The organism is Ewingella sp. C233, from assembly GCF_055407225.1.
The window spans coordinates 235630-259019 of sequence record NZ_JBUZRI010000003.1; the positions used below are offsets into that span (position 1 = coordinate 235630).

Here is a 23390-nt window from a genome sequence, read left to right on the forward strand (position 1 = left end):
CTAATATTTATAATTATAGAGTTCGTATCCATAGCTATAGAAATTTGCAGCACGTCTGACCACGGCATTAAGAATAACGCCTTTTATATCAACTCCACTTTGTGTAAATCGTTTAATACTGGCTTCAACTTCTCGCGGTGTATTTAATGCAAATCTTGCTACCATCAACGAAGTTCCGGCACTTTTACCTATTATGGCTGCATCTGTCACTGCTAATATCGGAGGTGTATCTATTAGAACCAGATCGTAACCCTTACTGACTTCCACAACCAAATCATTAAACCGGTGGTGCATCAAAAGCTCTGACGGATTAGGCGGTATTTGCCCGCGCGGTAAAAAGTCCAGGTTGTCGTGACTCGTGGACCTGATAGCTACATCCTTCGTTATCTTGCCTGAAAGAATTTCTGACAATCCATTATCGCCCTCTACCCCCAACAACTCATGGGCATAGCCTTTCCTTAAGTCACTGTCAATAAACAGTACTTTTTGGCCTGACTGAGCAACCACGGCAGCCAGGTTAGCACTAATGTAGGTTTTACCGATTCCAGGACTGGCACCAGATATCATCAAAACATTATTTTTGGCCTCCATCATGGCAAAATGCAGACTGGTACGCAGTCCCCTGATAGCTTCGATAGCGACATCGGCGGTGTTGCCAAATGCCAGGAGAAAATCAGTATCTGCATTAACTTTCTTCCCTTTATGCCTCAGAGAATAAGCTAAATCTTTTTTCCTTTGCCATTCAGATAAAGGCACGCTGGCATAAACATTTATACCTAACTCTTCTAACTGCTCAGGCCGTTCAATTCCTTTATGAAAAATTGACTTGATTAATATGTATCCCGAAGAGAATATTGCACCAAGGATAACACTTAAGAAAATAACAATTATTTTCTTGGGTTGGACGGCTTTAATCTGGGTTACAGCCTGATCTACTACCCTGACATTACCGACTGTACTTGCTTTTGAAATACTCAGCTCTTGCTCTTTATTCAGCAATTGCATGTAAACTTCCTGACCCGATTGAACATCGCGGCTAAGACGTAATATTTCCTGCTGCGTTTTGGGCATTGAACCGACACGCTTATTAAGTTTTTCTCTCTCGTTTTGCAGCGTTTGTCTTTTTTCAAGTAATGCACGGTAAGCAGGATGCTCCTTAGTATACAGCTTAGAGATTTCAGCTTCTTTAAACGTCAGTTCATTCAGTTGATTATCGACAGAGACGATAGAATCCAACACCGCCTTAGCTTCAAGTGATAGATCAACAGAGTCATTCTGCTGACGAAACTGGTTCAATTTACTCTCTGATGAATCAAGCGCGCTGCGTACTTTAGGAAGCTGTATATCCAAAAAACCCAGGCTATTGGCATCTTGTTTTGATTTTCTTTCTACGTTCTGTTGCAGATAATTTCTGGCAATAGCATTGAGCGTATTTGTGATCATCACCCGATCCTCGCCAATTAACGTCAGCCCCAGAACACCTGTATCCTTACCTTTATCAGCCACGTCGAACCTGTTTAATAATTTGTCGATAGCAGTAAGTTCGCTGAGTTTCGAAATTTCAAACACGCTTCCAGGTTTAGCATCAATAACATCTACCAGGATAGATATCCCTTTATTTTGGTATAACCTTCCTGTTTCCCCATGAGTCATCTCATCGCCATCTTCAATACTAAAATGATTATTGTCATTTACAGTGAAAGAAATTGATGAGTTACTATCCCAAGAGTCTGGAACTTCAAATTTTGATATCACTAACTTACCGGGGCGCTGCTTCGTTAACCTGGCAAAGCCCTTCCCGAATATGGGGAAATATTTCTGTTCAATGATGGTCCTAAGATTGAGATCTTCTACTGTCTTACTCAGTATCATCCTTGATTTGAGTAACTCTATCTCAGGGGCAGAAGCAGGCTGACTATTGGGTATCATTTGACTGATATTATTAAGCAGCGAGTTGCCAACATTTTGCTCAACCTGAACCATGGCGTCGGCACGATAAACAGGCGTGGCAAATAAGCAGTATATTATTGCTAACACCAAAAATATGGATGTCGTAATGATAATCAACCAACGACCATCAATTAACTCACCGATCAAACGACCAAGATCGATCTGATCTGATTTGTCGTTTCCTGGATTATTCACTCGGTTTTTTTCTAACATTGGAAATCCTGACTAGCTATCGACTTAACGCATTAGCCCATTTTTGAGCTGATTCATTGAGGAGGCGAAATACAAATTCAAAGGCTTCACGACTTTGGTGATAAGGGTCAGTGATTTCACGCCGTTCATGCCAATGGCCAAACAGCATGGTTTTCCCCCTGGCTTCCGGCACTAAACGACACACTGCGTTAATATGCCCTTTCTCCATAACCAGGATGAGATCGTATTCACGACACATAGCAGCTGTCAGCTGTTTGCCTTGATGTCCTGCAAGTGAGATTCCATGCTGATTCGCGACATCAACAGAAGAGGCTTCAGCAGGCTGGTCGACTAAGGCTCTCAACCCTGCTGAGCTGATCTCTTTATTGAGCAAATATTTTTTTAGTAGCCGCTCCCCGGTTGGGGAACGGCAAATATTGCCAACGCAGACCACTAAAATGGAATCAAACATCTCTACTTCCACTGTTTGATAAAGCGAACGGTTTCTGTCATATCGTGGACGCCAGCAATCGTTGGCACCAACTGGCTAATGACCCGGTTCCAGCGGGCAACAGGTGCCGTGGTTACATAAACAATATCGTACGGATTCAGTTGAAACTCAGCTCCCATCACCAGTGCTGCAGCATCCGCAGCATTAAGTTGGTAAATATTGGCCAGTTTATTGCCTTCAGCGCCACGCAGAGGCCGAATAACAAAGACACCCGTTGCATCCGACATTGCCTGATCCATCCCCTCTGCATTACCTAATGCTTCGGTTAGAGTCATACCGCTGCGGTCCATTTTCAAAGTAGATTGTTTCTTTACTTCGCCCATCACGAACACTTTCAAATCATCATTACGCGGGACATACAGAATGTCGCCGGGATATAACAGATGATTCTGTGTCAGATCGCCTTTTTGCATCAGGGCCTGCAAAGAAATACGTTGCTTATTACCATTATGGGTTAATACCACATTGCCCCAATCCGCATTTTCAGCGAGGCCGCCTGCTGCATTAATTGCATCCAGAATAGTTAACGGCACGTTGGTGATTGGCTGCTGGCCAGATTTGTTGACTTCACCGGTCACGTACACCTTCTGTGAGCGGAAAGCAGCGATACTGACATCAACCTGCGGGCTTTCAATAAATTGAGCCAGCCGACTGGCAATACTCACACGGACTTCACTCATCGTCTTGCCGGCAACTTGTACCTTGCCGATATACGGATAGAAAATCGTGCCGTCGGCATTGACCCAGTTTCCAGTATCGCTGGCGCTACGGTACTGACCGGCTGGAGTGGTCAATTCAGGATGATCCCATACGGTAACCATCAGCACGTCACCAACGCCAATGCGGTACTCGTAATTCTGTAGTGCATGTTCTAAGTCTGCATTGTTCTGCGCAATGACAGATTTAGGCCGCATTTTGTCGACCAAACTGGGGGTCATCGGATAGACATTGACTAATTTATCAATATCAAAGTTGCTATCTTCTTGCTTTACAACTTTCTTCCCGCGAGTCGGCAGATTGGAGCCCGGAACGACGGTACAGCCACTGATCATACTGATGGATAAGAGTAGAAATATCAGCTTCCCTGGTTTTTTTTTCATCTAAATAGAATCACTTTCAAAGTAAATAAATCTGCTACGAAGGGCCTGGTGAAAAAGGCTTCATGTTCTGGGGTTCAGTCAAAAAAGCTTCTTTATGAAGATAATTTATATCTTCAGCATAGTGTCACTGAAATAAGCGATAGACATAGCGGTTCAATATGAGACCAAGCAAAGCATACAGAGTACCTTACCCTTTTTTTATTGTTTAAGTTATGCCCGCAGAGCTTCAAGTTTATTTTCGATTAAATATCATCAAGCGAGATAATGTTATATGCACAAATAGACATATAATATAATTTTGGACTCAGGAAACAAAAATACCTCAGGCAGGCTACCGCCAATGACTGTATAAAGTCACTTAATTAATCACGTTACATCTCAGACAGACAAACACCCACTCACTTAACAAGTCGTTGTAATCAAAACATTTTTCTTAAAAAACACTTTATATTTTATTATTGTTTATATTTCAGTGAATGTTAATGTATTGCAGTGCCCTTTGATTACCTAAATTTTCGTCAGGCGCTCAAATTATATTAATGGTTATTATAAAGCAATACGAGAAACATCCTATAAAGGATTGGATTATGATATAGATCAATTACTGAAATATCGCCACTACGAAAATTCCCAGCCAGAGGAAAAATAAAACCCGTTAATTACAAGCTAATAGCTCAAGTATAAGATTTAGGATGGATTTTTACGAGATTAGTCTTAATAAATTCAAAATCTAATATCATTCACTTTGTTAGCAAACATATTCTTAGGAAATATCTCGCCTTTTCTGGGCCAGATGATGAGCTTTGGCTTCCTGCTCTGTTTCAGCCCAAAAGCTGGGGCACTGGATCCTCTTTCCAGAACAGCAAAGCGACACCATGCCAATCTCCCTTCTGTTTGATCCGATAAGCATAGCGCCTTGGCCTATAATCAGTTCATGCGGAGTGTTCTGAAATTCAATAACTTGGTCAATATAAATAAAAAGCGCAGCCATCAATGCTGCGCTGCTCTACCTAACAATTTGAATTTATTTATTAATCACATAACCCATAATACGCTTCCACCCGACGGCTTTTTTCTCAACGTAGACGCCCTGTAGCTCTGGTGAGAAGCCCGGCAACAGGTTAATGCCCTCTTCCAGCGCCATAAAGTAGCGCTGAACTGCCCCGCCCCATATTTCACCGGGAACTACGCACAGCACCCCCGGCGGGTAAGGCAGTGCGCCTTCAGCGGCAATGCGCCCTTCGGCTTCGCCAATAGCGACCAGCTCGACGTTATCGCGAATAAACTCGCTGTGGGCGTCCTGCGCGTTCATTGCCACCTGCGGGAAGCTCTTCTCGCGGAACATCTCTTTTTGCAACTCTTTGACGTCAAAACTGACGTACAGATTGTGCATCTCCTGGCACAGCTGACGGATGGTGTAATTGCGGTACCGGTCCTCGTTTTTACGATACACCGTCGGCAAGACTTCGCTGAGCGGCGCATCTTCTTCGATGTAACGCTCAAAGCGGGTGATCTCTTCAATCAGCAGCTGCATCTTGGCCGGTGTCTCTGCTGGCGTCAGCAGGAATAGAATCGAGTTGAGGTCGCATTTTTCCGGCACGATACCATTTTCACGCAGGAAGTTGGCAAGGATCGTCGCCGGAATACCAAACTCAGTATATTTTCCGCTACCTGCATCAATACCCGGAGTGGTCAGCAGCAATTTACAGGGATCGACGAAATACTGCTTCTCGGCATAACCTTCAAAGGCATGCCAGCGCTGGCCTGGCACAAAGTCGAAAAAGCGCACATCGTTGGCCATTTTTTCCGTATCGTAATTCTGCCACGGTATTCCATCCACCACCGGCGGCACAAATGGCAGGATCATCGAACACTGGTCGAGCAACATTTTGCGCGCTTCAATGCCGAGCTTCACGCACTCCATCCACATATGCCTGCCGCTGCCGCCTGCATGAATGCGCGCATTGACGTCCAGAGCGGCAAACAGCGGGTAGAACGGGCTGGTCGAGGCGTGCATCATAAAGGCATTATTCAGTTTTTTATGGCTGCAATGACGCTTCTGACCTTTGATATGGTTATCTTTTTTGTGGATCTGCGAAGTCTGTGAGAACCCTGCCTGCTGCTTGTGAACCGACTGAGTGACAATAATGCCCGGATCGTTTTCGTTCAGATCCAGTAACAGCGGTGAGCACTGCTGCATCATCGGAATGAACTGCTCATAGCCGACCCACGCGGAATCAAACAAAATGTAATCACACAGATGGCCAATTTTATCCACCACCTGGCGGGCGTTATAAATCGTGCCGTCATACGTGCCGAGCTGAATAATCGCCAGCCGGAACGGACGTTTTTCTCCGGCACGTTCCGGCGCGACCCGTTTGATCTGCTGACGCAGATATTCTTCGTCAAAGCAGCCGGCGTCGATACCGCCAATAAAGCCAAACGGATTGCGGGCGGTTTCCAGATAAACCGGAGTTGCACCGGCCTGCAACAGCGCACCGTGGTGGTTAGATTTATGGTTATTACGGTCAAACAGCACCAGATCATCGCGAGTCAGCAACGCATTGGTTACCACTTTATTGGCGGCCGACGTGCCGTTCAGTACGAAATAGGTTTTATCCGCGCTGAAGACTTTAGCAGCGTATTTCTGCGCATCTTTCGCCGAACCCTCATGGATAAGCAAATCGCCCAGTTTGACGTCCGCATTACACATGTCAGCGCGAAAAATATTTGGGCCGAAGAAATCATAAAACTGACGCCCCGCCGGATGGCGACGGAAAAACTCACCGCCCTGATGTCCGGGGCAGGCAAAGGTCGAATTTTCCATCTCGACATATTTTTTCAGCGTGTCAAAAAAGGGCGGGAACAACGCTTCCTCATAGGTTTGTGCGGCTGACTCAATCTGCGCGGCATAAAAGGCCTGATTGGCATCAGACAGCGTGACCACGCCTTTCAGCACTGACAGGTAGTCCGGGGAAATCTGCTCGGCCCCCTGCACTGCAACAAACGCCGGAATACCAAACCCCAGCGCGTCTATCTCTGCCAGCCGGCCACTGTTTAAATCGCCCACGGAGATAATAATGGCGGCTACGTCGGCATAGTCGGCGCGACGCAGATCCACCACGATGCGGTGTGATTCAAGGTAAGGGGCCACGGAGGCGCTTGCTGCAATTTTTAAAAGTTTCATTAAGACTCTCAAACGGTTAAGTAAGAGGGTGTGCCAGTTAGCACGGCAATGAGCAGGTTCGTACGTCGTGAAGTAAAAGCGCGCAGATCCGGCCCGGCAAAGTGACGCTGGCGTGAGCGAGATATCAGGCGCGAAGGCACAATGCCCGCAGGCAAAGGGCAAACGAGTCGATGATCAGGCCCAGCCACGTCTGATAGACATCAGTAAAATCAGAGAAGGCTCTGTTTTTAATCATGCCTAACAGCGAGCAAGGTAGCCTTACCGCATGGAGGGAAGTACAAAGGGAGAAAAACAGGAAATGCGGAGTTCACAGCACCCGGAGAAGATCATCAGCCATATTTTGCGCTTACAAAATGCGCGATGTGACAAACCAGTCATGCCGCAACCCTCTTGAGCTGTCGCGAGAAAAAGGAAACATCTCAGTCAATAAATCGCCGCAATAATGGCATCATTCTCCCCAGCGTACAAGCCTGTGAAATCGCCATTTTTCTGTCGAAATGCGACATTTTTAACCCGCTAATTTGACACTGTTATTCTGCCCTTTGCTGACGAATCCTTGTCTTCGAAGAATCATTACTCTGCCATTGCGTTAAAAATCACCATTCAGGCGACCTGCCCCGTGCTTACAGAAAAAAGCCATTGACGACGCACAGCCAATACGGTTTAATGCGCCCCGTTGCCCGGATAGCTCAGTCGGTAGAGCAAGGGATTGAAAATCCCTGTGTCCTTGGTTCGATTCCGAGTCCGGGCACCATATTTAAAGAAACCAGCCTAAGGGCTGGTTTTTTGCTTTCTACGGTACAGACTCTACATTGAACCTCGTTCGATTATTCGTCTCATCCTGAGACTCACCCCTCCGGGGCCAGCCCAAGCGCTGTTCAACGATATTTCGCGTCATTTGAAACTGTTGTTCTGTGTTACTCAGGGATATAACTATCTTTGAAGGGAATACGCGAATTTGCAGCGTGGGGCGAAGCATCAAGCCGGCAAGAAAACGGCCAAACTTTCTTGCGAAAAAAAAGCAAGTTCAAGCAGGGTAAAGCGTATCGTGCCCCTGAAGGGGCCTTGCAGTATGCTGAAATACAGAGTTTTTTTAATGTATGCCGAAAACCATCCCCGATGTCTTCACATCAGATTTCGTTAAGTAATTTATTCTTTGCGGGTCACGCCCGCACATACCATTCATATTTAAGAAAACAACTTCACTCCAAAACCCATTAAAAAGCCCGATCTATAAATTAGATACAACCGAGCATCAATAGTCTTTAGGTAAATATTTAATAGAAACCAACTTCCCTCTATTCATACGAATATAGTCCCCTTCTCTCAATGCCGCCAAAATCTTTGACACCACACTTTTCGATAGCTTGGACCGTAGTTGTATATACAGAAGCACACTTTGCCTAAGACGAAATTCTTCTGGCTCTTGTAATAGCTCAAAAAGTTTATTCTTTATGATCAAATAAGCATTTACACCCACCAACTGAAAATCACGTGTTTGTAACACCTGAATGAAATAGCTTTGAATCTTACAAACCGCATCCCATAGTTCATATTTAGTAAAAACCTCACTCGCCAGCTTAGCATTCACCTTGATACCCGTACACCGTATATCGGCTAAAATAAAGTGTGCATTCCTTGGTTGAAAATATTCAACAATACCAAATAAAGAAGGAGATGATGAAGAGTGCATCAATAAATCATCGTGTTTTCTATAAATAGAAAATCGGCCACCCGTTATGAACGTAAAACACGGATTACCATCACTGCCAAAAGCATCAATTATTTCATCTTTATTTACCGAAAACTCTTCACCGCAAGATGCCAACTTATTATAAATGGCTTCAAGCATGAGAACTGGCTTGTCCGGATGGTTAATAACCTCACTAAATTCATCATCATTAAATATATTTCTCATAATATTATCTCACCAAAATTTGGTACCCGGCAAATAGCAAATGGAGCGCAGAAAACCCTTCTCTACCATAATATATTTTTTATTTTTCAATTGACCTAAGACTTGCATCATATTGCTTCGACTCATCGACGTTCGCTCCCAAATAAAATCCGTTAACTTTATCTGATTGCGGACATGGTCAGGTAAATCCATCATTAGATTAATGTGGAAACAAACTTCCTGATAAGCACCTCGTTTAGATAATGCGTCATAATAATGACTGTACTCATCAATTTTATCGATTTGCAAGTCAACAAGTGCGTCCCACATATTATTGCTTGATACTGATTCAATCGCCGTCTTGACAGACTGACAGGAGATAACAGAATCCACATCAACAACCAGAGCATAACGCTCACGAAATATTGACCCACCCAATATTCCAAAGCATGTTTTATTGGCAACAGGAAGCGTTCTTACTCCATCATCCACTCTTATAAGTGATGCGCATCCGCAATGGAGCCAATAGCATACAGGTTGCCCTGATTGATTGGTAAAGGGTAAAACTTCATCTTTGTTGTAGGGTCGGATACTTAAATCGTTACTTATGCTAACAAAAAGACTATCTGCTAATTGTATTTTCATTTCGATATCACTTATTTTTAAGAAACTGCAACTTTCAACTCGAAAATGTAAATATAAAATACGCACTCATCGAATAAGTACCATTACAAAATAGATTCACAAACATAGCACAGCATGAAAGACGCTCAAAATACCCGTAAGCTTACAAGAATTCACACCTGTGCATAACCAATAACTCATAATACTCTGTTACCAAGACCAGTATCATTGATGTCGCGTGCATTTTAAATTCCTATAATGGACTTTTGTGTAATTATATGAAAAACAAAGAAACTACCCCTTCCCCTTTCTGCCACAAACTTAAATGCATTGACAAAAATATAATGAAACAGAATCATATTATTACTTACAATAAGCATCATTTATGAGATGTCATAAACCCATAAAAGCACGCCTGTCCATGACGAATAACAACACTTACAATGATCACTTCACATGTCATTCATATGAATTACGGCAGAGATAAAAATGCTGAGAATCCCACAGGGTAAGTTAATGTACGGCGGTAGTTGCATGTGTAAAATTGATTCATGCTAGAGAACATTAACACTTTTTAGAAAACCAGAAAACGTCCACTAAAACACCCTACAAAAAATATTTTATTTGAACTTATTCCTTAATAATAATCGCCGTAAAGCTAATCCATCTCACCAAATGAACCTACATTTAACTTACGGTAAAGGTATCAATCATGAAAAGAACAGCCCTATCGCTGCTTATTCCAGCATTACTCCTCTCTGTTACTGCTCATGCTGCGGAAGTCTATAACAAAGACGGCAACAAACTTGATCTGTATGGCAAAGTCGATGCACTTCATTATTTCTCTGATGACAGCAATAAAGATGGCGACCAGACTTATGTCCGTGTTGGCTTCAAAGGCGAAACACAGATTAACGATGTGATGACGGGTTATGGCCAATGGGAATACAACGTCCAGGCAAATAATACAGAATCCAGTGGTGCCGACAACAATTTCACTCGTTTAGGTTTTGCCGGCCTTGGTATGGGGCAATATGGTTCCATTGATTACGGCCGTAACTATGGCGTGCTATATGACGTAGAAGCCTGGACCGACGTATTGCCAGAATTTGGTGGCGACAGTTATACCACCGCTGACAACTTTATGACTGGCCGTGCTAATGGCGTTGCCACTTATCGTAATAACGGTTTCTTTGGTTTGGTCGATGGACTAAATGTGGCCGCCCAATATCAGGGAGCGAATGATGGCGACAATAATAAAGAAGGTAGTGGTTTTGAAGGCACCAACAATGGCCGTGATGCCCGCAGCCAGAATGGCGACGGCTGGGGTTTATCCAGCACCTATGATATTGGCTGGGGCGTGAGCGCAGGGGCCGCCTATTCTTCTTCTGACCGCACTAATGAGCAACAATCAACCGGTAATGATGGCACCAACAACAATGCCGAAAAAGCCGATGCCTGGACTGCCGGTCTGAAATATGATGCCAACAATGTCTATCTGGCTACCATGTATTCTGAAACACGTAACATGACCGCTTATGGTGACGGCGATGGTGTAGCGAATAAAACTCAGAACTTTGAAGCTACAGCACAGTACCAATTTGACTTTGGTCTGCGTCCGGAAATTTCTTATCTGCAATCGAAGGGTAAAGATCTGAATGCGACTCAAAGTAACGATCATGGCACGGTAAGTGCGGGTGGCGATAAAGACCTGGTTAAATATGTTTCTCTGGGTACGACCTATTACTTCAACAAAAATATGTCCACCTATATTGATTACAAAATCAACCTGCTTGATGGTGATGACAGCTTCTACGAGGACAACGGGATTTCTACCGATAATATCGTCGCTGTGGGTATGGTTTATCAGTTTTAAGATCTTATCAATTTAGGTTATTCAGGATACGGAACGCTAATACAGTTCCGTATCCCAATATATTAATAACCCTCACATTATTAAACAAAGAGAAGACCATGAATAAATTCACTAAAACTATCCTTGCAACCACATGCCTGATATTTGCCGGTGCTTCATTTGCGGCAACGTCTGTAGCAACACCTGAACCCTCTTCGCAAGGCGAGTTTTTGGCGCAAAAATTACATTTAACGGATGCGCAAAAGCAACAAATTCAGGTTCTGCAACAGAATACCCAGAAAAATCTTGAAAGCATTAAAGTGGATGGCGTTAAAAAGGATCTCATTCTGGATATGATTAAATCTGGGAAATGGGATGCACAGGCTGCGAAAAAACAGATGGCCGATATCAGCAATATCCAGGCGCAGGCACGTTATGACCGTGCCGAATACATATTCAACGTGAGTCAGGTTTTGACGAAAGAACAAAAACAGCAGTTGCAAACAATGATGAAACAACAATCAATGTATTGATGCCTTGCCAGAATACCCTGCTACATTAGCAGGGTATTTGGTTCAACCGACCCACTCACTTTCACCCGTTAATTCAACCCCCTCCCTGTCATTACCTTTATAACTCAACATAAATATGAGCTGCGAAACAATACGCTCTGCATCTTTATATAAATTAAAAACGTCAGGATAAACTAACCAGTTTCCAATGATACCTGTGAAGTAAGCACGTATCATACTCACTGCTTGCTCAACATTAAGACTGGCAGGTAATTGGTGTCTGCTCTTACACTCATCAAGCATACCTTCCAGTCGTTTGGGGTTAATGTAGATTCGGTGCCGAATGTCCTGACTACTTAACATCAAATGGCTGAATTCACATTTGTGAAAGATTATGTTCATCAGGTTTCTTTGCTTCGTGTCGGATGCGACGAATTTCAGCGCATTGACGAACAATTCTTTTAGCGTAAACAGAGGATTATCGACATCCGTGACCAGAACATCTCTACTTACTTGTTGATATATCGGTTGTTCACGAAGCCATATTTCATTGAATAATTCTATTTTGCTTTCAAAGTGCCAATAAATTGCGCCTCGAGTCACTCCCGCCGAGGCTGCAATATCCATCAGTGTGGTTGACGTATAACCTCGTGATGAAAATTCATTAATTGCAACATCTAGCAGATGCATCCTCGTTTTAAATGCTTCAAATTTTGTGTTTTTTGACATAATGACACATCTGTTTTTATGGATAATCAACGTATTACTATAATGCCTAATGAAGGATTCACATATATTTATTCAGAACAGAACTAACGTCACATTATCAACTCTCAAATTAATCACAAGCTTACAATGAGTTAGGTTAAAAGTCCTTTAAAAGACCATTTTAATAATTTCTTCACGCTGTACAGTTGTGATTTACTCGCTGTAACCGGTAATGGTTCCCTTTCGTCAGGTGCCACCTAGATTACCATTCCAAATAAGGTAACGCGTAAAAATGGTTAAGTTTTTTATAGAGCGCCCAATTTTTGCTTGGGTGCTTGCCATTATTTTAATGCTTGCAGGAGCGCTGGCGATAATAAAGCTCCCCGTCGCGCAATATCCTACTATTGCGCCGCCAGCCATCGCTATCTCAGCCAGTTATCCAGGGGCTGATGCGCAGACAGTTCAAGATACGGTAACGCAAGTTATAGAACAAAATATGAACGGCCTGGATAGCCTGATGTATATGTCGTCCACCAGTGACTCTTCAGGCAGTGTTACTGTGACACTGACTTTTGATTCAGGAACAGATCCTGATATTGCACAAGTGCAGGTTCAGAATAAGTTACAACTTGCGATGCCCTTATTGCCTCAGGAAGTGCAACAGCAAGGAATCAGTGTTAAGAAATCCAGCAGCAGCTTCCTGATGGTGGCAGGTTTTATCTCTACCGATAACAGCATGTCACAGGATGATATTGCGGATTATATTTCCTCAAATATCAAAGATCCGATCAGCCGTACCGAGGGCGTGGGCGATACGCAGTTATTTGGCGCACAATATTCCATGCGTATCTGGCTGGATCCCAACCAGCTGAATAAATACCAACTGACGACACTGGATGTCGTGAATCAGTTGAAAATCCAGAACAATCAAATTGCCGCAGGACAACTTGGTGGCGTTCCGGCTATTCCAAATCAACAACTCAACGTGTCGATCATCGCCCAGACGCGGCTTAAAGATCCGGCGGAGTTTTCCCGAATTCAACTTAAAGTCATGCCCGACGGAGCCAGAGTTCTGCTTAAGGACGTAGCAAGAATCGAACTGGGTGGTGAGAACTACAACATTATCGCCCGCTATAACGGCAACCCCGCAGCAGGGTTGGGGATCAAACTGGCAACCGGTGCGAACGCGCTGGATACGGCCAAAGCCGTGCAAACCGAAATGGAAAAACTCAAACCCTATTTTCCAAAAGGGTTAGCGATTGTTTATACCTACGATACGACGCCTTTCATAAAGATCTCCATTCAGCAGGTCGTACAAACGCTTTTCGAAGCCATCATTTTAGTCTTCATGGTGATGTATCTGTTTTTGCAAAATTTTCGCGCCACGCTTATCCCGACGATCGCGGTTCCGGTTGTGTTGTTGGGTACGTTTGCCGTTCTTTCTGCCTTCGGTTACTCGATAAATACCCTGACGATGTTTGGGATGGTGTTGGCCATCGGTTTATTGGTTGATGACGCCATCGTTGTCGTAGAAAACGTCGAACGCGTGATGTCTGAAGATGGGCTATCGCCGAAAGAAGCCACTAAAAAATCGATGGAGCAGATACAAGGCGCACTGGTGGGCATCGCCATGGTGCTGTCCGCCGTGTTTATCCCGATGGCGTTTTTTGGTGGCTCAACCGGCGTCATCTACCGGCAGTTTTCCATTACGATTGTTTCCGCGATGGCGTTATCGGTGCTCGTCGCGTTGATCCTGACGCCGGCGCTCTGCGCAACCCTGCTCAAAGCGATTCCCAAAGACGATCACGGGACAACGAAGGGATTCTTTGGCTGGTTTAATAAAAAATTCAGCCAAAGTACGCAGCATTATACGGCCAGCATTGCCGGGATCATCAGTCATACCGGACGCTATTTACTCATCTATGGCCTCATAGTCATCGGCATGTGTGTTCTGTTTATTCAGCTTCCAACCTCATTCTTGCCCGAAGAAGATCAAGGGGTTTTCCTGACCATGGTGACACTTCCGGCTGGCGCCACACAGGCTCGGACAGAAAAAGTGATGGATGAGTTAACTCACTACTATCTGACTCAGGAAAGTGCCAATGTCGAGTCTGTCTTTACCGTTAACGGCTTTAGTTTCAGCGGTAAAGGGCAAAATAATGGCCTGGCCTTTGTTCGCCTCAAACCCTGGGATCAACGACCTGGCAAGAAAAATGAAGTGACGGCCATTGTTAACCGTGCCACTCAGGCGTTTTCACATATCCGTGATGGGCGGGTATTTGCCTTCAACCTGCCGGCAATCACTGAACTTGGAACGGCAACGGGGTTCGATTTTGAATTGATCGATCAGGCTAATTTAGGGCATGTGAAGTTAACCCAGGCAAGAAACGAGCTACTGAGTATGGTGGCCAAACACCCCGATGTTCTGGTGAGGGTTCGTCCTAACGGGCTGGAAGATATGCCGCAATTTAAATTGGATATCGATCAGGAAAAGGCGCTGGCGCTGGGTGTTGACGTGTCTGATATCAACCAAACCATCGCAACCGCGCTGGGCAGCACCTATGTGAATGATTTTCTCGACCATGGGCGGGTGAAAAAAGTCTACGTACAGGCGGATACGCCTTACCGCATGTTACCTGATGACATTAACTCGTGGTATATCCGGGGAAAACAGGGGCAAATGGTGCCTTTCTCGGCATTTTCCAGCGCACATTGGATTTACGGTTCACCTCGTTTGGAACGCTATAACGGCCTGCCTTCCATGGAAATCCTGGGGGAAGCGACACCGGGAAGAAGCACCGGTGAAGCGATGAACATGCTTGAAAGTTTCGCGTCAAAACTTCCTGCGGGTATAGGCTATGACTGGACTGGCATGTCTTATCAGGAACGGTTGTCCGGTAATCAGGCCCCCGCTCTGTACGCCATCTCGCTGCTGGTCGTCTTTTTATCTTTGGCTGCGCTCTATGAGAGCTGGTCTATTCCATTCTCCGTCATGCTGGTCGTTCCTCTTGGGGTAGTCGGCGCGTTGTTGGCGGCGACAATGAGAGGACTCAATAACGACGTTTACTTCCAGGTAGGTTTGTTAACCACCATTGGCCTGTCTGCCAAAAACGCCATTCTGATTGTCGAGTTCGCCAAAGATCTGATGGATAAAGAGGGCAAAGATTTGATTGAGGCCACACTCGAAGCCGTCCGTATGCGTTTGCGGCCTATTCTGATGACGTCATTAGCCTTTATTTTGGGCGTGCTGCCTTTGGTTATCAGTACAGGTGCTGGCTCCGGTGCGCAAAATGCCGTCGGAACCGGCGTTATGGGAGGAATGGTTTCCGCTACCCTTCTGGCTATCTTTTTAGTGCCTGTCTTTTTTGTCGCGGTACGTAAACCGCGTCAGAAGAAAGGAGCAGGATAATAACCTTTCGATGAGATATGGATAATAAAATGCCGGGATAATTATTATTCTCAATATCAATACTTCAATATATTGAACATCCTTTATTGGAAGCATTATTTTGGTCTTTTAATGGGCGTTCCCGATATAAAGAAAATATGATAATTAATGCACAACGTATCGACGTGATAATCACATTTCAACATTCTTTCCGGCGCTGCTTTATTTCCCTGCAGATTGACTCTGCAGAATAGCTATTGCCATTCCTCCCGGAAAGAATGGAAAACTATTTTTACTGGACCTCTCTGCTGGTTTGGTCAGATGTGGGTTGTTAAGGAATAATAATGAAGAAACATTTAGCGCTAGCGTTCATTCCATCAATGATTGCCTTGTCCCTGAGTCTGACAATGACCGGCTGTGATGGAAACGGCAACCAGAAGCCCGGTAAGCCCACACCACAAGTAAGTGTGATCACAGTAAAAACAGCCCCTCTCGCGGTGACCACTGATTTGCCGGGTCGCACGTCAGCATTTCGCATATCGGAAGTGAGGCCTCAGGTCAGCGGCATCATTTTGAAGCGTAACTTCATCGAAGGGAGTGACGTGCTGTCGGGCCAGTCGTTATATCAGATTGACCCTGCCCCTTATCAGGCCAGCTATGACAGTGCATTGGGCGATCAGGCAAAAGCTAAAGCCGCCGCTGTTATTGCCCACCTTACCGTTCAGCGCTACAAACCCCTGTTAGCGACCCATTATGTCAGTCAACAAGATTACGATACTGCCGTCGCTAACGCGCAGCAGGCGGATGCCACGTTCATGGCCGAAAAAGCGGCGGTTGAAACGGCGCGTATTAATCTTGCCTATACCAAAGTCAGCTCAGCCATCAGTGGCCGTATTGGTAAATCATCGGTCACTGAAGGAGCGCTGGTGACAACAGAGCAAGCATCCGATCTGGCAACGGTTCAACAAATTGATCCGATTTATGTCGATGTGACGCAATCAAGTAACGATTTTCTGAACATGAAGCAGGCCATATCTCAGGGCAGTTTGCAGAAAAATCAACAAACGACCCAGGTGAATCTCATTTTAGAAAACGGACAAATGTACCCACTGCAAGGACATCTGGAGTTCTCTGATATCACCGTTGATGAAAGCACCGGATCCATCACCCTGCGAGCCCTGTTCCCTAACCCGCATCATGATCTGTTACCCGGAATGTTCGTTCGCGCACGCATCGATGAAGGCGTACAAAATGCTGCAATGTTAGTTCCTCAGCAAGGGGTTACGCGTAATCCGCGCGGCGATGCCACCGTGATGCTGGTGAATGCAGAACATAAAGTCGACGTTCGTAATGTCGTGGCAGCGAAAGCCATTGGTGATAAGTGGTTGATCACTGAGGGGCTGAAAGAAGGTGACAAGGTCATCGTCAGTGGATTACAGACCGCTAAACCCGGCACCGTCGTTGAGACGCAAGAAGTCCCCCCCGGACAACTGATGGCTGGCGCGCAATAAACCCACTGCATAACATCAGCGAACAAGGTAATCCTCTAAAATGGTCAAGTTTTTCATTGAGCGCCCAATATTTGCTTGGGTACTGGCAATTATTTTAATGCTCGCCGGGGGGCTGGCGATTTTGAAACTCCCTGTTGCGCAGTACCCTACTATCGCACCACCAGCGGTTGCGATCACGGCTACCTATCCGGGAGCAGATGCACAAACCGTACAGGACACCGTAACGCAGATTATCGAACAGAATATGAACGGCATCGATAATTTAATGTATATGTCCTCTACGAGTGATTCTGCGGGTGGCGTTACCATTACCATGACGTTTAATTCGGGGACTAATCCGGATATTGCGCAGGTACAAGTCCAGAATAAATTGCAGCTGGCGATGCCCTTATTACCGTCGGAAGTTCAGCAACAAGGGATCAGTGTAGAAAAATCAAGCAGTAGCTTCTTACTGGTCGCCGGTTTTATTTCCGATAATCCAAAACTTACTCAGGATGATATTTCTGACTATGTCGCGTCAGATATTAAAGACCCGATCAGCCGGACAAATGGCGTAGGCGACGTACAGTTATTTGGTGCGCAATATTCGATGCGTATTTGGCTGAATGCCGATGCCATGAATAAATATCAGCTGACGCCGGTTGATATCGTTAACCAGCTAAAGATTCAGAATAATCAGGTGGCCGCAGGACAACTGGGGGGAACCCCGTCGGTGCCCAATCAGCAGCTTAATGCTTCTATCATTGCGCAAACGCGGCTAAAAGATCCGGTTGAGTTTGCCAACATCCTCCTCAAGGTCAATCAGGACGGTTCACAAGTGCGCCTGAAGGATGTGGCACGCATTGAACTCGGGGGGGAAAACTACAATATTGTTTCTAAAATCAACGGTCAGGCTGCCGCAGGTTTAGGTATTAAACTGGCTACGGGCGCGAATGCCCTCGACACTGCCGCTGCGATTAAAAAGAGACTGACCGATCTTCAGCCCTATTTCCCACAGGGCATGAAAGTCGTCTATCCGTATGACACGACGCCTTTCGTTAAAATTTCGATTCACGAAGTGGTTAAAACCCTGTTTGAAGCCATCGTGCTCGTATTTTTGGTGATGTATCTTTTCCTGCAAAACATCCGCGCCACCCTCATCCCGACGATTGCCGTTCCTGTCGTGTTGCTGGGAACTTTTGCCGTTCTTTCGGCCTTTGGTTACTCGATCAATACTCTGACGATGTTCGGGATGGTGCTTGCCATCGGACTATTGGTTGACGATGCCATCGTGGTCGTGGAGAACGTTGAACGTGTCATGGCGGAAGAAGGTTTAGCGCCAAAAGAAGCGACCAAAAAATCCATGGAACAAATCCAGGGAGCCCTGGTTGGGATCGCAATGGTGCTCTCCGCCGTGTTCATTCCGATGGCCTTCTTTGGCGGTTCGACCGGGGCTATTTACCGCCAGTTCTCTATCACCATTGTTTCGGCCATGGCCCTTTCTGTATTGGTCGCATTAATCCTGACCCCCGCCCTCTGCGCCACGATTTTAAAACCTGTCGCGGCAGGAGAACATGGGAAGAACAAAGGCTTCTTCGGCTGGTTTAACCGTAAGTTCGATGAAAGCAGCCACCATTACACCAACAGCGTTGCCAACATTCTCGACAACACGGGCCGCTACTTATTGATCTACGGATTAATTGTCGTGGGCATGGCTGTACTGTTCCTGCGGTTGCCCACGTCATTTCTTCCGGAAGAAGATCAGGGCGTCTTCATGACCATGGTGCAACTCCCGGCGGGTGCGACGCAGGCCCGTACTCAGCAGGTTTTGGATAAGGTCACGCAATATTACCTGACCAAAGAACACGCCAATGTCGATTCTGTCTTTACCGTTAACGGATTCAGCTATAGCGGATCCGGGCAAAACTCAGGCCTCGCATTTATCAGTCTCAAACCCTGGTCAGAGCGCCCGGGTAAAGAAAACGGCGTCGCGGCCATCGTCGGGCGTGCGACAAAAGCCTTTACGCAGATTAAAGACGGTCTGGTGTTCCCGTTTAACCTTCCGGCCATTATTGAATTGGGAACGGCCACAGGGTTTGACTTCGAATTAATTGATCAGGCTAACCTTGGGCATGACAAGCTGACCAAGGCCCGAAATCAGTTGCTGGGCATGGTGGCTGAGCACCCCGAATTGCTGACGCGCGTTCGTCCGAACGGACTGGAGGATACACCGCAGTTCAAACTCGATGTCGATGAGGAAAAAGCACAGGCTCTCGGGATCTCTTTGTCCGATATTAATGACACCATAGGGACTGCCTTAGGGGGTTCTTATGTGAATGACTTCATCGATCACGGGCGTGTGAAGAAAGTCTATGTTCAGGCGGATGCCCCTTATCGCATGTTGCCTAAAGACATCGATAACTGGTTTGTCCGCAGCAGTGATGGGAAAATGGTTCCCTTTTCTGCGTTCTCCAGTGCGCACTGGATTTATGGTTCTCCCCGTCTGGAACGCTACAACGGCTTGCCTTCGATGGAAATCCTGGGAGAAGCCTCCGCGGGGAAAAGCACCGGCGAGGCGATGACCATGCTCGAAAATATGGCTGCCAAACTGCCTGCGGGCATTGGCTACGACTGGACGGGTATGTCGTATCAGGAACGTTTGTCGGGGAATCAGGCTCCAGCCCTTTATGCAATTTCACTGATCATCGTATTCCTGTGTCTGGCTGCACTGTATGAGAGCTGGTCAATACCCTTCTCGGTCATGCTGGTTGTCCCGCTGGGTGTCATCGGGGCGTTGTTAGCGGCCACATTTCGGGGCATGAATAACGATGTTTATTTCCAGGTTGGGTTACTCACCACCATTGGGCTGTCGGCTAAAAATGCCATCCTCATTGTAGAGTTTGCTAAAGACCTGATGGACAAAGAAGGGAAAGGGTTGATCGAATCCACACTGGAAGCCGTCAGGATGCGTTTGCGCCCCATACTGATGACGTCATTGGCCTTTATTCTGGGTGTCTTGCCATTGGTTATCAGCTCAGGCGCAGGATCGGGTGCGCAGAATGCTGTGGGTACCGGCGTGATGGGCGGTATGCTTTCAGCGACATTACTGGCTATTTTCCTGGTCCCTCTCTTCTTCGTCGTGGTGAGAAAACGGTTTACCAAAGACAAAAACCAATAATAGGAAGTTCTATAATAAAAGTTCTCAATAATGTCAGCAGGTACTCTTCACGGGGTACCTGCTTTAAACTCAATGCGACATCTTGCTTATTTCACTAATTCCCATGCTTTCGCAGGGATCTTGTCGTAATACTTCCCCAGAGTAATTTCAGCTAATCGATGGTCCGCAGCCGAGTTAAAATTCTCACGTTCTTCTTCAGAGTGCGAGGCGTATTTATTATGCTCAATCACCTTATCCAGGGTTGCTAAAGTAGAGCATCGACGGAGTTTCAATAGAATTTCATGCTTGGTTAATGCAGTTTTCATATGAAATATTTTTACCAGTCTGTCAAATCAGGAAGAAGAAAAGAAACTACACAACAAAAAAAACAAATCCACTTATTATTCATACCTAAATAACACCCTAAAAAGCCCCACTGACGTCAAGAGAGAGTGATAAAATAGGCTGATAATTACATTCAAAAACTCAAATTCCGGAAGCCAAACATGACATTAAAACCAATATTATTCATTGCATTGCTTGCAAGCACATGCAGTCACGCTTCCACATGGACCTATCTTGCCAAATCTCCCTCTGGTGATAAATCTTATGTGTTGCCGACAACGGGCTCAGAATTGTTCCCTGTTCTTTGGTATAAAACAACTACCGCTAAAGGCAGCACTCTGAGCCTTTCTAAAGACGTCATTGACTGTAGTAAAAACAAATATTCTATTAAAGAGATCACGCGTTATAATCAGGATGGTAGCGTACAGAGTAATCACAGCTATATATTTAATGTCTGGAAAGAGATAACACCAGACTCTTTAGCTGAATATGAATATAAGTTTGCCTGCCATCATCCTCTCACTTTGTAATTATTAATTTGTAAAAGGTCTGCGGGGAAAAGTGCGATAACTCTGCCTGCGACATTTTTTTGCTTTCTCACGGCCAACCTTCCGGGTCCCTCTCAAAAAATCCGCTTGAACAAGCTCGCTTTAACGGATATCTTAACTGCGATAAAAATAGTCGCAGTTAAGATATTATGACGAACTACTCAAAACGGACAAGTACACCATGAAGATTTTACATATCGATGCGAGCTCTAAATTCCACCAGTGGTCCAATTCCCGCGCGCTGGGCCGTTTCTTTCTGGAGCAGTTACAGAAAGGCGGCGTAGACATCGAGGTGGATTATCTGGACGTCACCGCCGATATCCAGCCACACGTTTCGGCTGAGTTCGCTCAGGCCACCTATACGCCTGTCGATCAGCGCACTGCGCAGATGCGTGACGTATTAGCACCGTCCGACGCCATGTGTCAGCGCGTGCTGCAAGCCGATGCCCTGGTCTGCGCGATGCCGATGTACAACTGGACTATCCCTTCCACCTTCAAAACCTTTATCGACACCATTACCCGCACCGGTATTACTTACGATCTGCTGCCTGACGGCACCACAGCGGGCAAACTTGGCGATAAAAAAGTGATCTTTATTACCACCCGCGGCGCTGATTTACGCGAAGGCACACAGTACAGCTGGATGGATGCAATGACGCCGGTGCTCAAAGCCTCGTTCGCCTTTATTGGCATTGATGCGCCGCAGTTTGTAGATGCCCAGCCGCTCCAGTTTACGGCTGCCGAAGAGCGTGATGCGGCGCTTGTTCGTGCCCATGCTGACCTGTCACACCTTGCCGCGCAGTGGGCCGTCGAATATGGCCTCAACCAACAAATTCAATACGCCTGAAACCGGCCATCCTATGGGACACTTCTTCCGATCTGCTATAGAATCTGGGGTCTTCAGTTATCCTTGCAGAGGAAGGAAGTATGGCGTTCGTAAGTTCTGGGGTGGAATATGCATTGCATTGTCTGCTGTTTATCAGCCACCCGGAAGGCATCAAAGACGCTAACGTACGCGATATGGCCGATCTTCAAGGCGTGCCGGTGGACTTTCTGGCAAAGATCTTCACTAAGCTGAAAAAGTCAGGTCTGGTGCATTCGACCGAGGGCGCGCGCGGTGGCTTCAGTCTGGCGCGCCCTGCTGAATCTATCTCAGTGAAGGATGTGATTGATGCCATCGACGGGCCAAAAGGCCTGTTTGAATGCAAAGAGATCCGCGAGCGCTGCGCCGTGTTCAATCATCAGGCACCGAAATGGGCCACCGAAGGGACCTGCGGGATCCATAAAGTGATGCTCGAAGCCGAACAGGCGATGCGCCAAGTTTTTGCACAATATTCGCTGGCCACGCTGGCGGCAACCTCTGCCAGCAAAGCCCCCGATGACTTCAACCGTCAAATATTGCAGTGGTTCGATGCCCGGCCGTCAAATCAGCGTTTTTTGTCTGAATAAGTATGAATTTTGGCTAAAGGCTTTCTTTCTTGGTCTGAAAAGTAGAAACGGCTAAGCTTAGGAATATTTACAACACCGAGATAACTGACACCATGGCTAAGAAACCTGACGCTGCACTTTCCGTATTTGATCATCTGAAAGATGATGACAGTTTTGACCTGTGGGGCCGTTCTGGCCTCAGCACAGCCCTCAACAAAGCCAAACCTAAAACGCCGGATAACGACGCCATGGCCGCGGCCCGCAAACTGATTCAGGGCAGTAAAGATCAGGCGAAATAGCCATACCCCGTGAGTAAACCGTCTTAATTATCCCGGTGCAGGCCTGTCTGGCAGGTGCCGGGGCATCACACAGAAGCCTGCCGTTCCTTCCCGCCTGTTTCCGCTATAAGCATAGTCATTTCCAGCACTGGACATCTATACGTCCAAAACGTAATCTGAATTTCTATTGCGAATTCATTCACTCAGGTTATGAAAGGAA

17 protein-coding genes and 1 tRNA gene are annotated in these 23390 nt (G+C 45.9%); 10 read left to right on the plus strand and 8 right to left on the minus strand.

Features of this window, described 5'->3' with window-relative positions; all coding sequences use genetic code 11:
• The 4 genes from wzc to speF form a co-directional block, all read right to left on the minus strand.
• Positions 1–2163, minus strand: coding sequence for a tyrosine-protein kinase Wzc (gene wzc, locus ACZRKO_RS16335; RefSeq protein ID WP_463738304.1), 2163 nt, complete (start codon positions 2161–2163; stop codon positions 1–3).
• A 16-nt stretch (positions 2164–2179) separates the two neighbouring features.
• Positions 2180–2614, minus strand: a complete 435-nt coding sequence (locus ACZRKO_RS16340; protein ID WP_463738305.1) for an arsenate reductase/protein-tyrosine-phosphatase family protein — start codon at positions 2612–2614, stop codon at positions 2180–2182.
• A 2-nt stretch (positions 2615–2616) separates the two neighbouring features.
• Complete coding sequence (locus ACZRKO_RS16345; RefSeq protein WP_463738306.1) at positions 2617–3753, minus strand: polysaccharide export protein; 1137 nt, start codon at positions 3751–3753, stop codon at positions 2617–2619.
• Between the two features lie 1024 nt (positions 3754–4777).
• Complete coding sequence (speF, locus tag ACZRKO_RS16350) at positions 4778–6940, minus strand: ornithine decarboxylase SpeF (RefSeq protein ID WP_463738307.1); 2163 nt, start codon at positions 6938–6940, stop codon at positions 4778–4780.
• Between the two features lie 678 nt (positions 6941–7618).
• Between speF and ACZRKO_RS16355 the strand changes: the two genes are divergently transcribed.
• Positions 7619–7694: transfer RNA gene (locus ACZRKO_RS16355), tRNA-Phe, on the plus strand.
• A gap of 501 nt (positions 7695–8195) precedes the next feature.
• Here the strand turns inward: ACZRKO_RS16355 and ACZRKO_RS16360 are convergent.
• Both ACZRKO_RS16360 and ACZRKO_RS16365 read right to left on the minus strand, forming a co-directional pair.
• Complete coding sequence (locus tag ACZRKO_RS16360; protein WP_463738308.1) at positions 8196–8858, minus strand: helix-turn-helix domain-containing protein; 663 nt, start codon at positions 8856–8858, stop codon at positions 8196–8198.
• 9 nt (positions 8859–8867) lie between these two features.
• Entirely contained in the window at positions 8868–9482 is a 615-nt protein-coding gene (locus tag ACZRKO_RS16365; protein ID WP_463738309.1) for a helix-turn-helix domain-containing protein, read from the minus strand.
• Between the two features lie 691 nt (positions 9483–10173).
• Between ACZRKO_RS16365 and ompC the strand changes: the two genes are divergently transcribed.
• Together ompC and ACZRKO_RS16375 are read left to right on the plus strand one after the other, a co-directional pair.
• A complete protein-coding gene (ompC, locus tag ACZRKO_RS16370; protein ID WP_463738310.1) occupies positions 10174–11337 on the plus strand; it encodes a porin OmpC in 1164 nt (387 codons plus the stop codon).
• A gap of 98 nt (positions 11338–11435) precedes the next feature.
• A complete protein-coding gene (locus ACZRKO_RS16375) occupies positions 11436–11849 on the plus strand; it encodes a Spy/CpxP family protein refolding chaperone (RefSeq protein ID WP_463738311.1) in 414 nt (137 codons plus the stop codon).
• A 42-nt stretch (positions 11850–11891) separates the two neighbouring features.
• Here the strand turns inward: ACZRKO_RS16375 and ACZRKO_RS16380 are convergent, their stop codons facing one another.
• The gene (locus ACZRKO_RS16380; RefSeq protein WP_463738312.1) at positions 11892–12557 is read right to left on the minus strand and encodes a TetR family transcriptional regulator; all 666 of its coding nucleotides are present in this window, start codon (positions 12555–12557) and stop codon (positions 11892–11894) included.
• Between the two features lie 271 nt (positions 12558–12828).
• On the opposite strand from ACZRKO_RS16380, the gene ACZRKO_RS16385 reads away from it, so the two are divergent.
• The 3 genes from ACZRKO_RS16385 (at position 12829) to ACZRKO_RS16395 (ending at position 20592) form a co-directional block, all read left to right on the plus strand.
• Entirely contained in the window at positions 12829–15945 is a 3117-nt protein-coding gene (locus ACZRKO_RS16385; protein WP_463738313.1) for an efflux RND transporter permease subunit, read from the plus strand.
• A gap of 323 nt (positions 15946–16268) precedes the next feature.
• On the plus strand, positions 16269–17435 hold the full coding sequence (locus ACZRKO_RS16390) for an efflux RND transporter periplasmic adaptor subunit (RefSeq protein WP_463738314.1): 1167 nt from the start codon (positions 16269–16271) through the stop codon (positions 17433–17435).
• Positions 17436–17475: 40 nt separating this feature from the next.
• Positions 17476–20592, plus strand: coding sequence for an efflux RND transporter permease subunit (locus tag ACZRKO_RS16395; RefSeq protein ID WP_463738315.1), 3117 nt, complete (start codon positions 17476–17478; stop codon positions 20590–20592).
• 86 nt (positions 20593–20678) lie between these two features.
• Here ACZRKO_RS16395 and hha read toward each other — a convergent pair whose 3' ends face one another.
• Positions 20679–20897, minus strand: a complete 219-nt coding sequence (hha, locus tag ACZRKO_RS16400) for a hemolysin expression modulator Hha (protein WP_463738316.1) — start codon at positions 20895–20897, stop codon at positions 20679–20681.
• A 180-nt stretch (positions 20898–21077) separates the two neighbouring features.
• Here hha and ACZRKO_RS16405 point away from each other — a divergent pair, with 180 nt between their 5' ends.
• The 4 genes from ACZRKO_RS16405 to ACZRKO_RS16420 all read left to right on the plus strand — a co-directional run bounded on the left by ACZRKO_RS16405 (position 21078) and on the right by ACZRKO_RS16420 (position 23191).
• Entirely contained in the window at positions 21078–21446 is a 369-nt protein-coding gene (locus ACZRKO_RS16405; RefSeq protein ID WP_463738317.1) for a surface-adhesin E family protein, read from the plus strand.
• A 199-nt stretch (positions 21447–21645) separates the two neighbouring features.
• Positions 21646–22311, plus strand: coding sequence for an FMN-dependent NADH-azoreductase (locus tag ACZRKO_RS16410; protein ID WP_463738318.1), 666 nt, complete (start codon positions 21646–21648; stop codon positions 22309–22311).
• 80 nt (positions 22312–22391) lie between these two features.
• Positions 22392–22913 (plus strand): RrF2 family transcriptional regulator, encoded by a 522-nt coding sequence (locus ACZRKO_RS16415; protein WP_463738319.1) that lies wholly within the window; start codon positions 22392–22394, stop codon positions 22911–22913.
• Positions 22914–23005: 92 nt separating this feature from the next.
• Positions 23006–23191 (plus strand): hypothetical protein, encoded by a 186-nt coding sequence (locus tag ACZRKO_RS16420; protein WP_463738320.1) that lies wholly within the window; start codon positions 23006–23008, stop codon positions 23189–23191.
• The last annotated feature ends 199 nt before the right edge of the window (positions 23192–23390 follow it).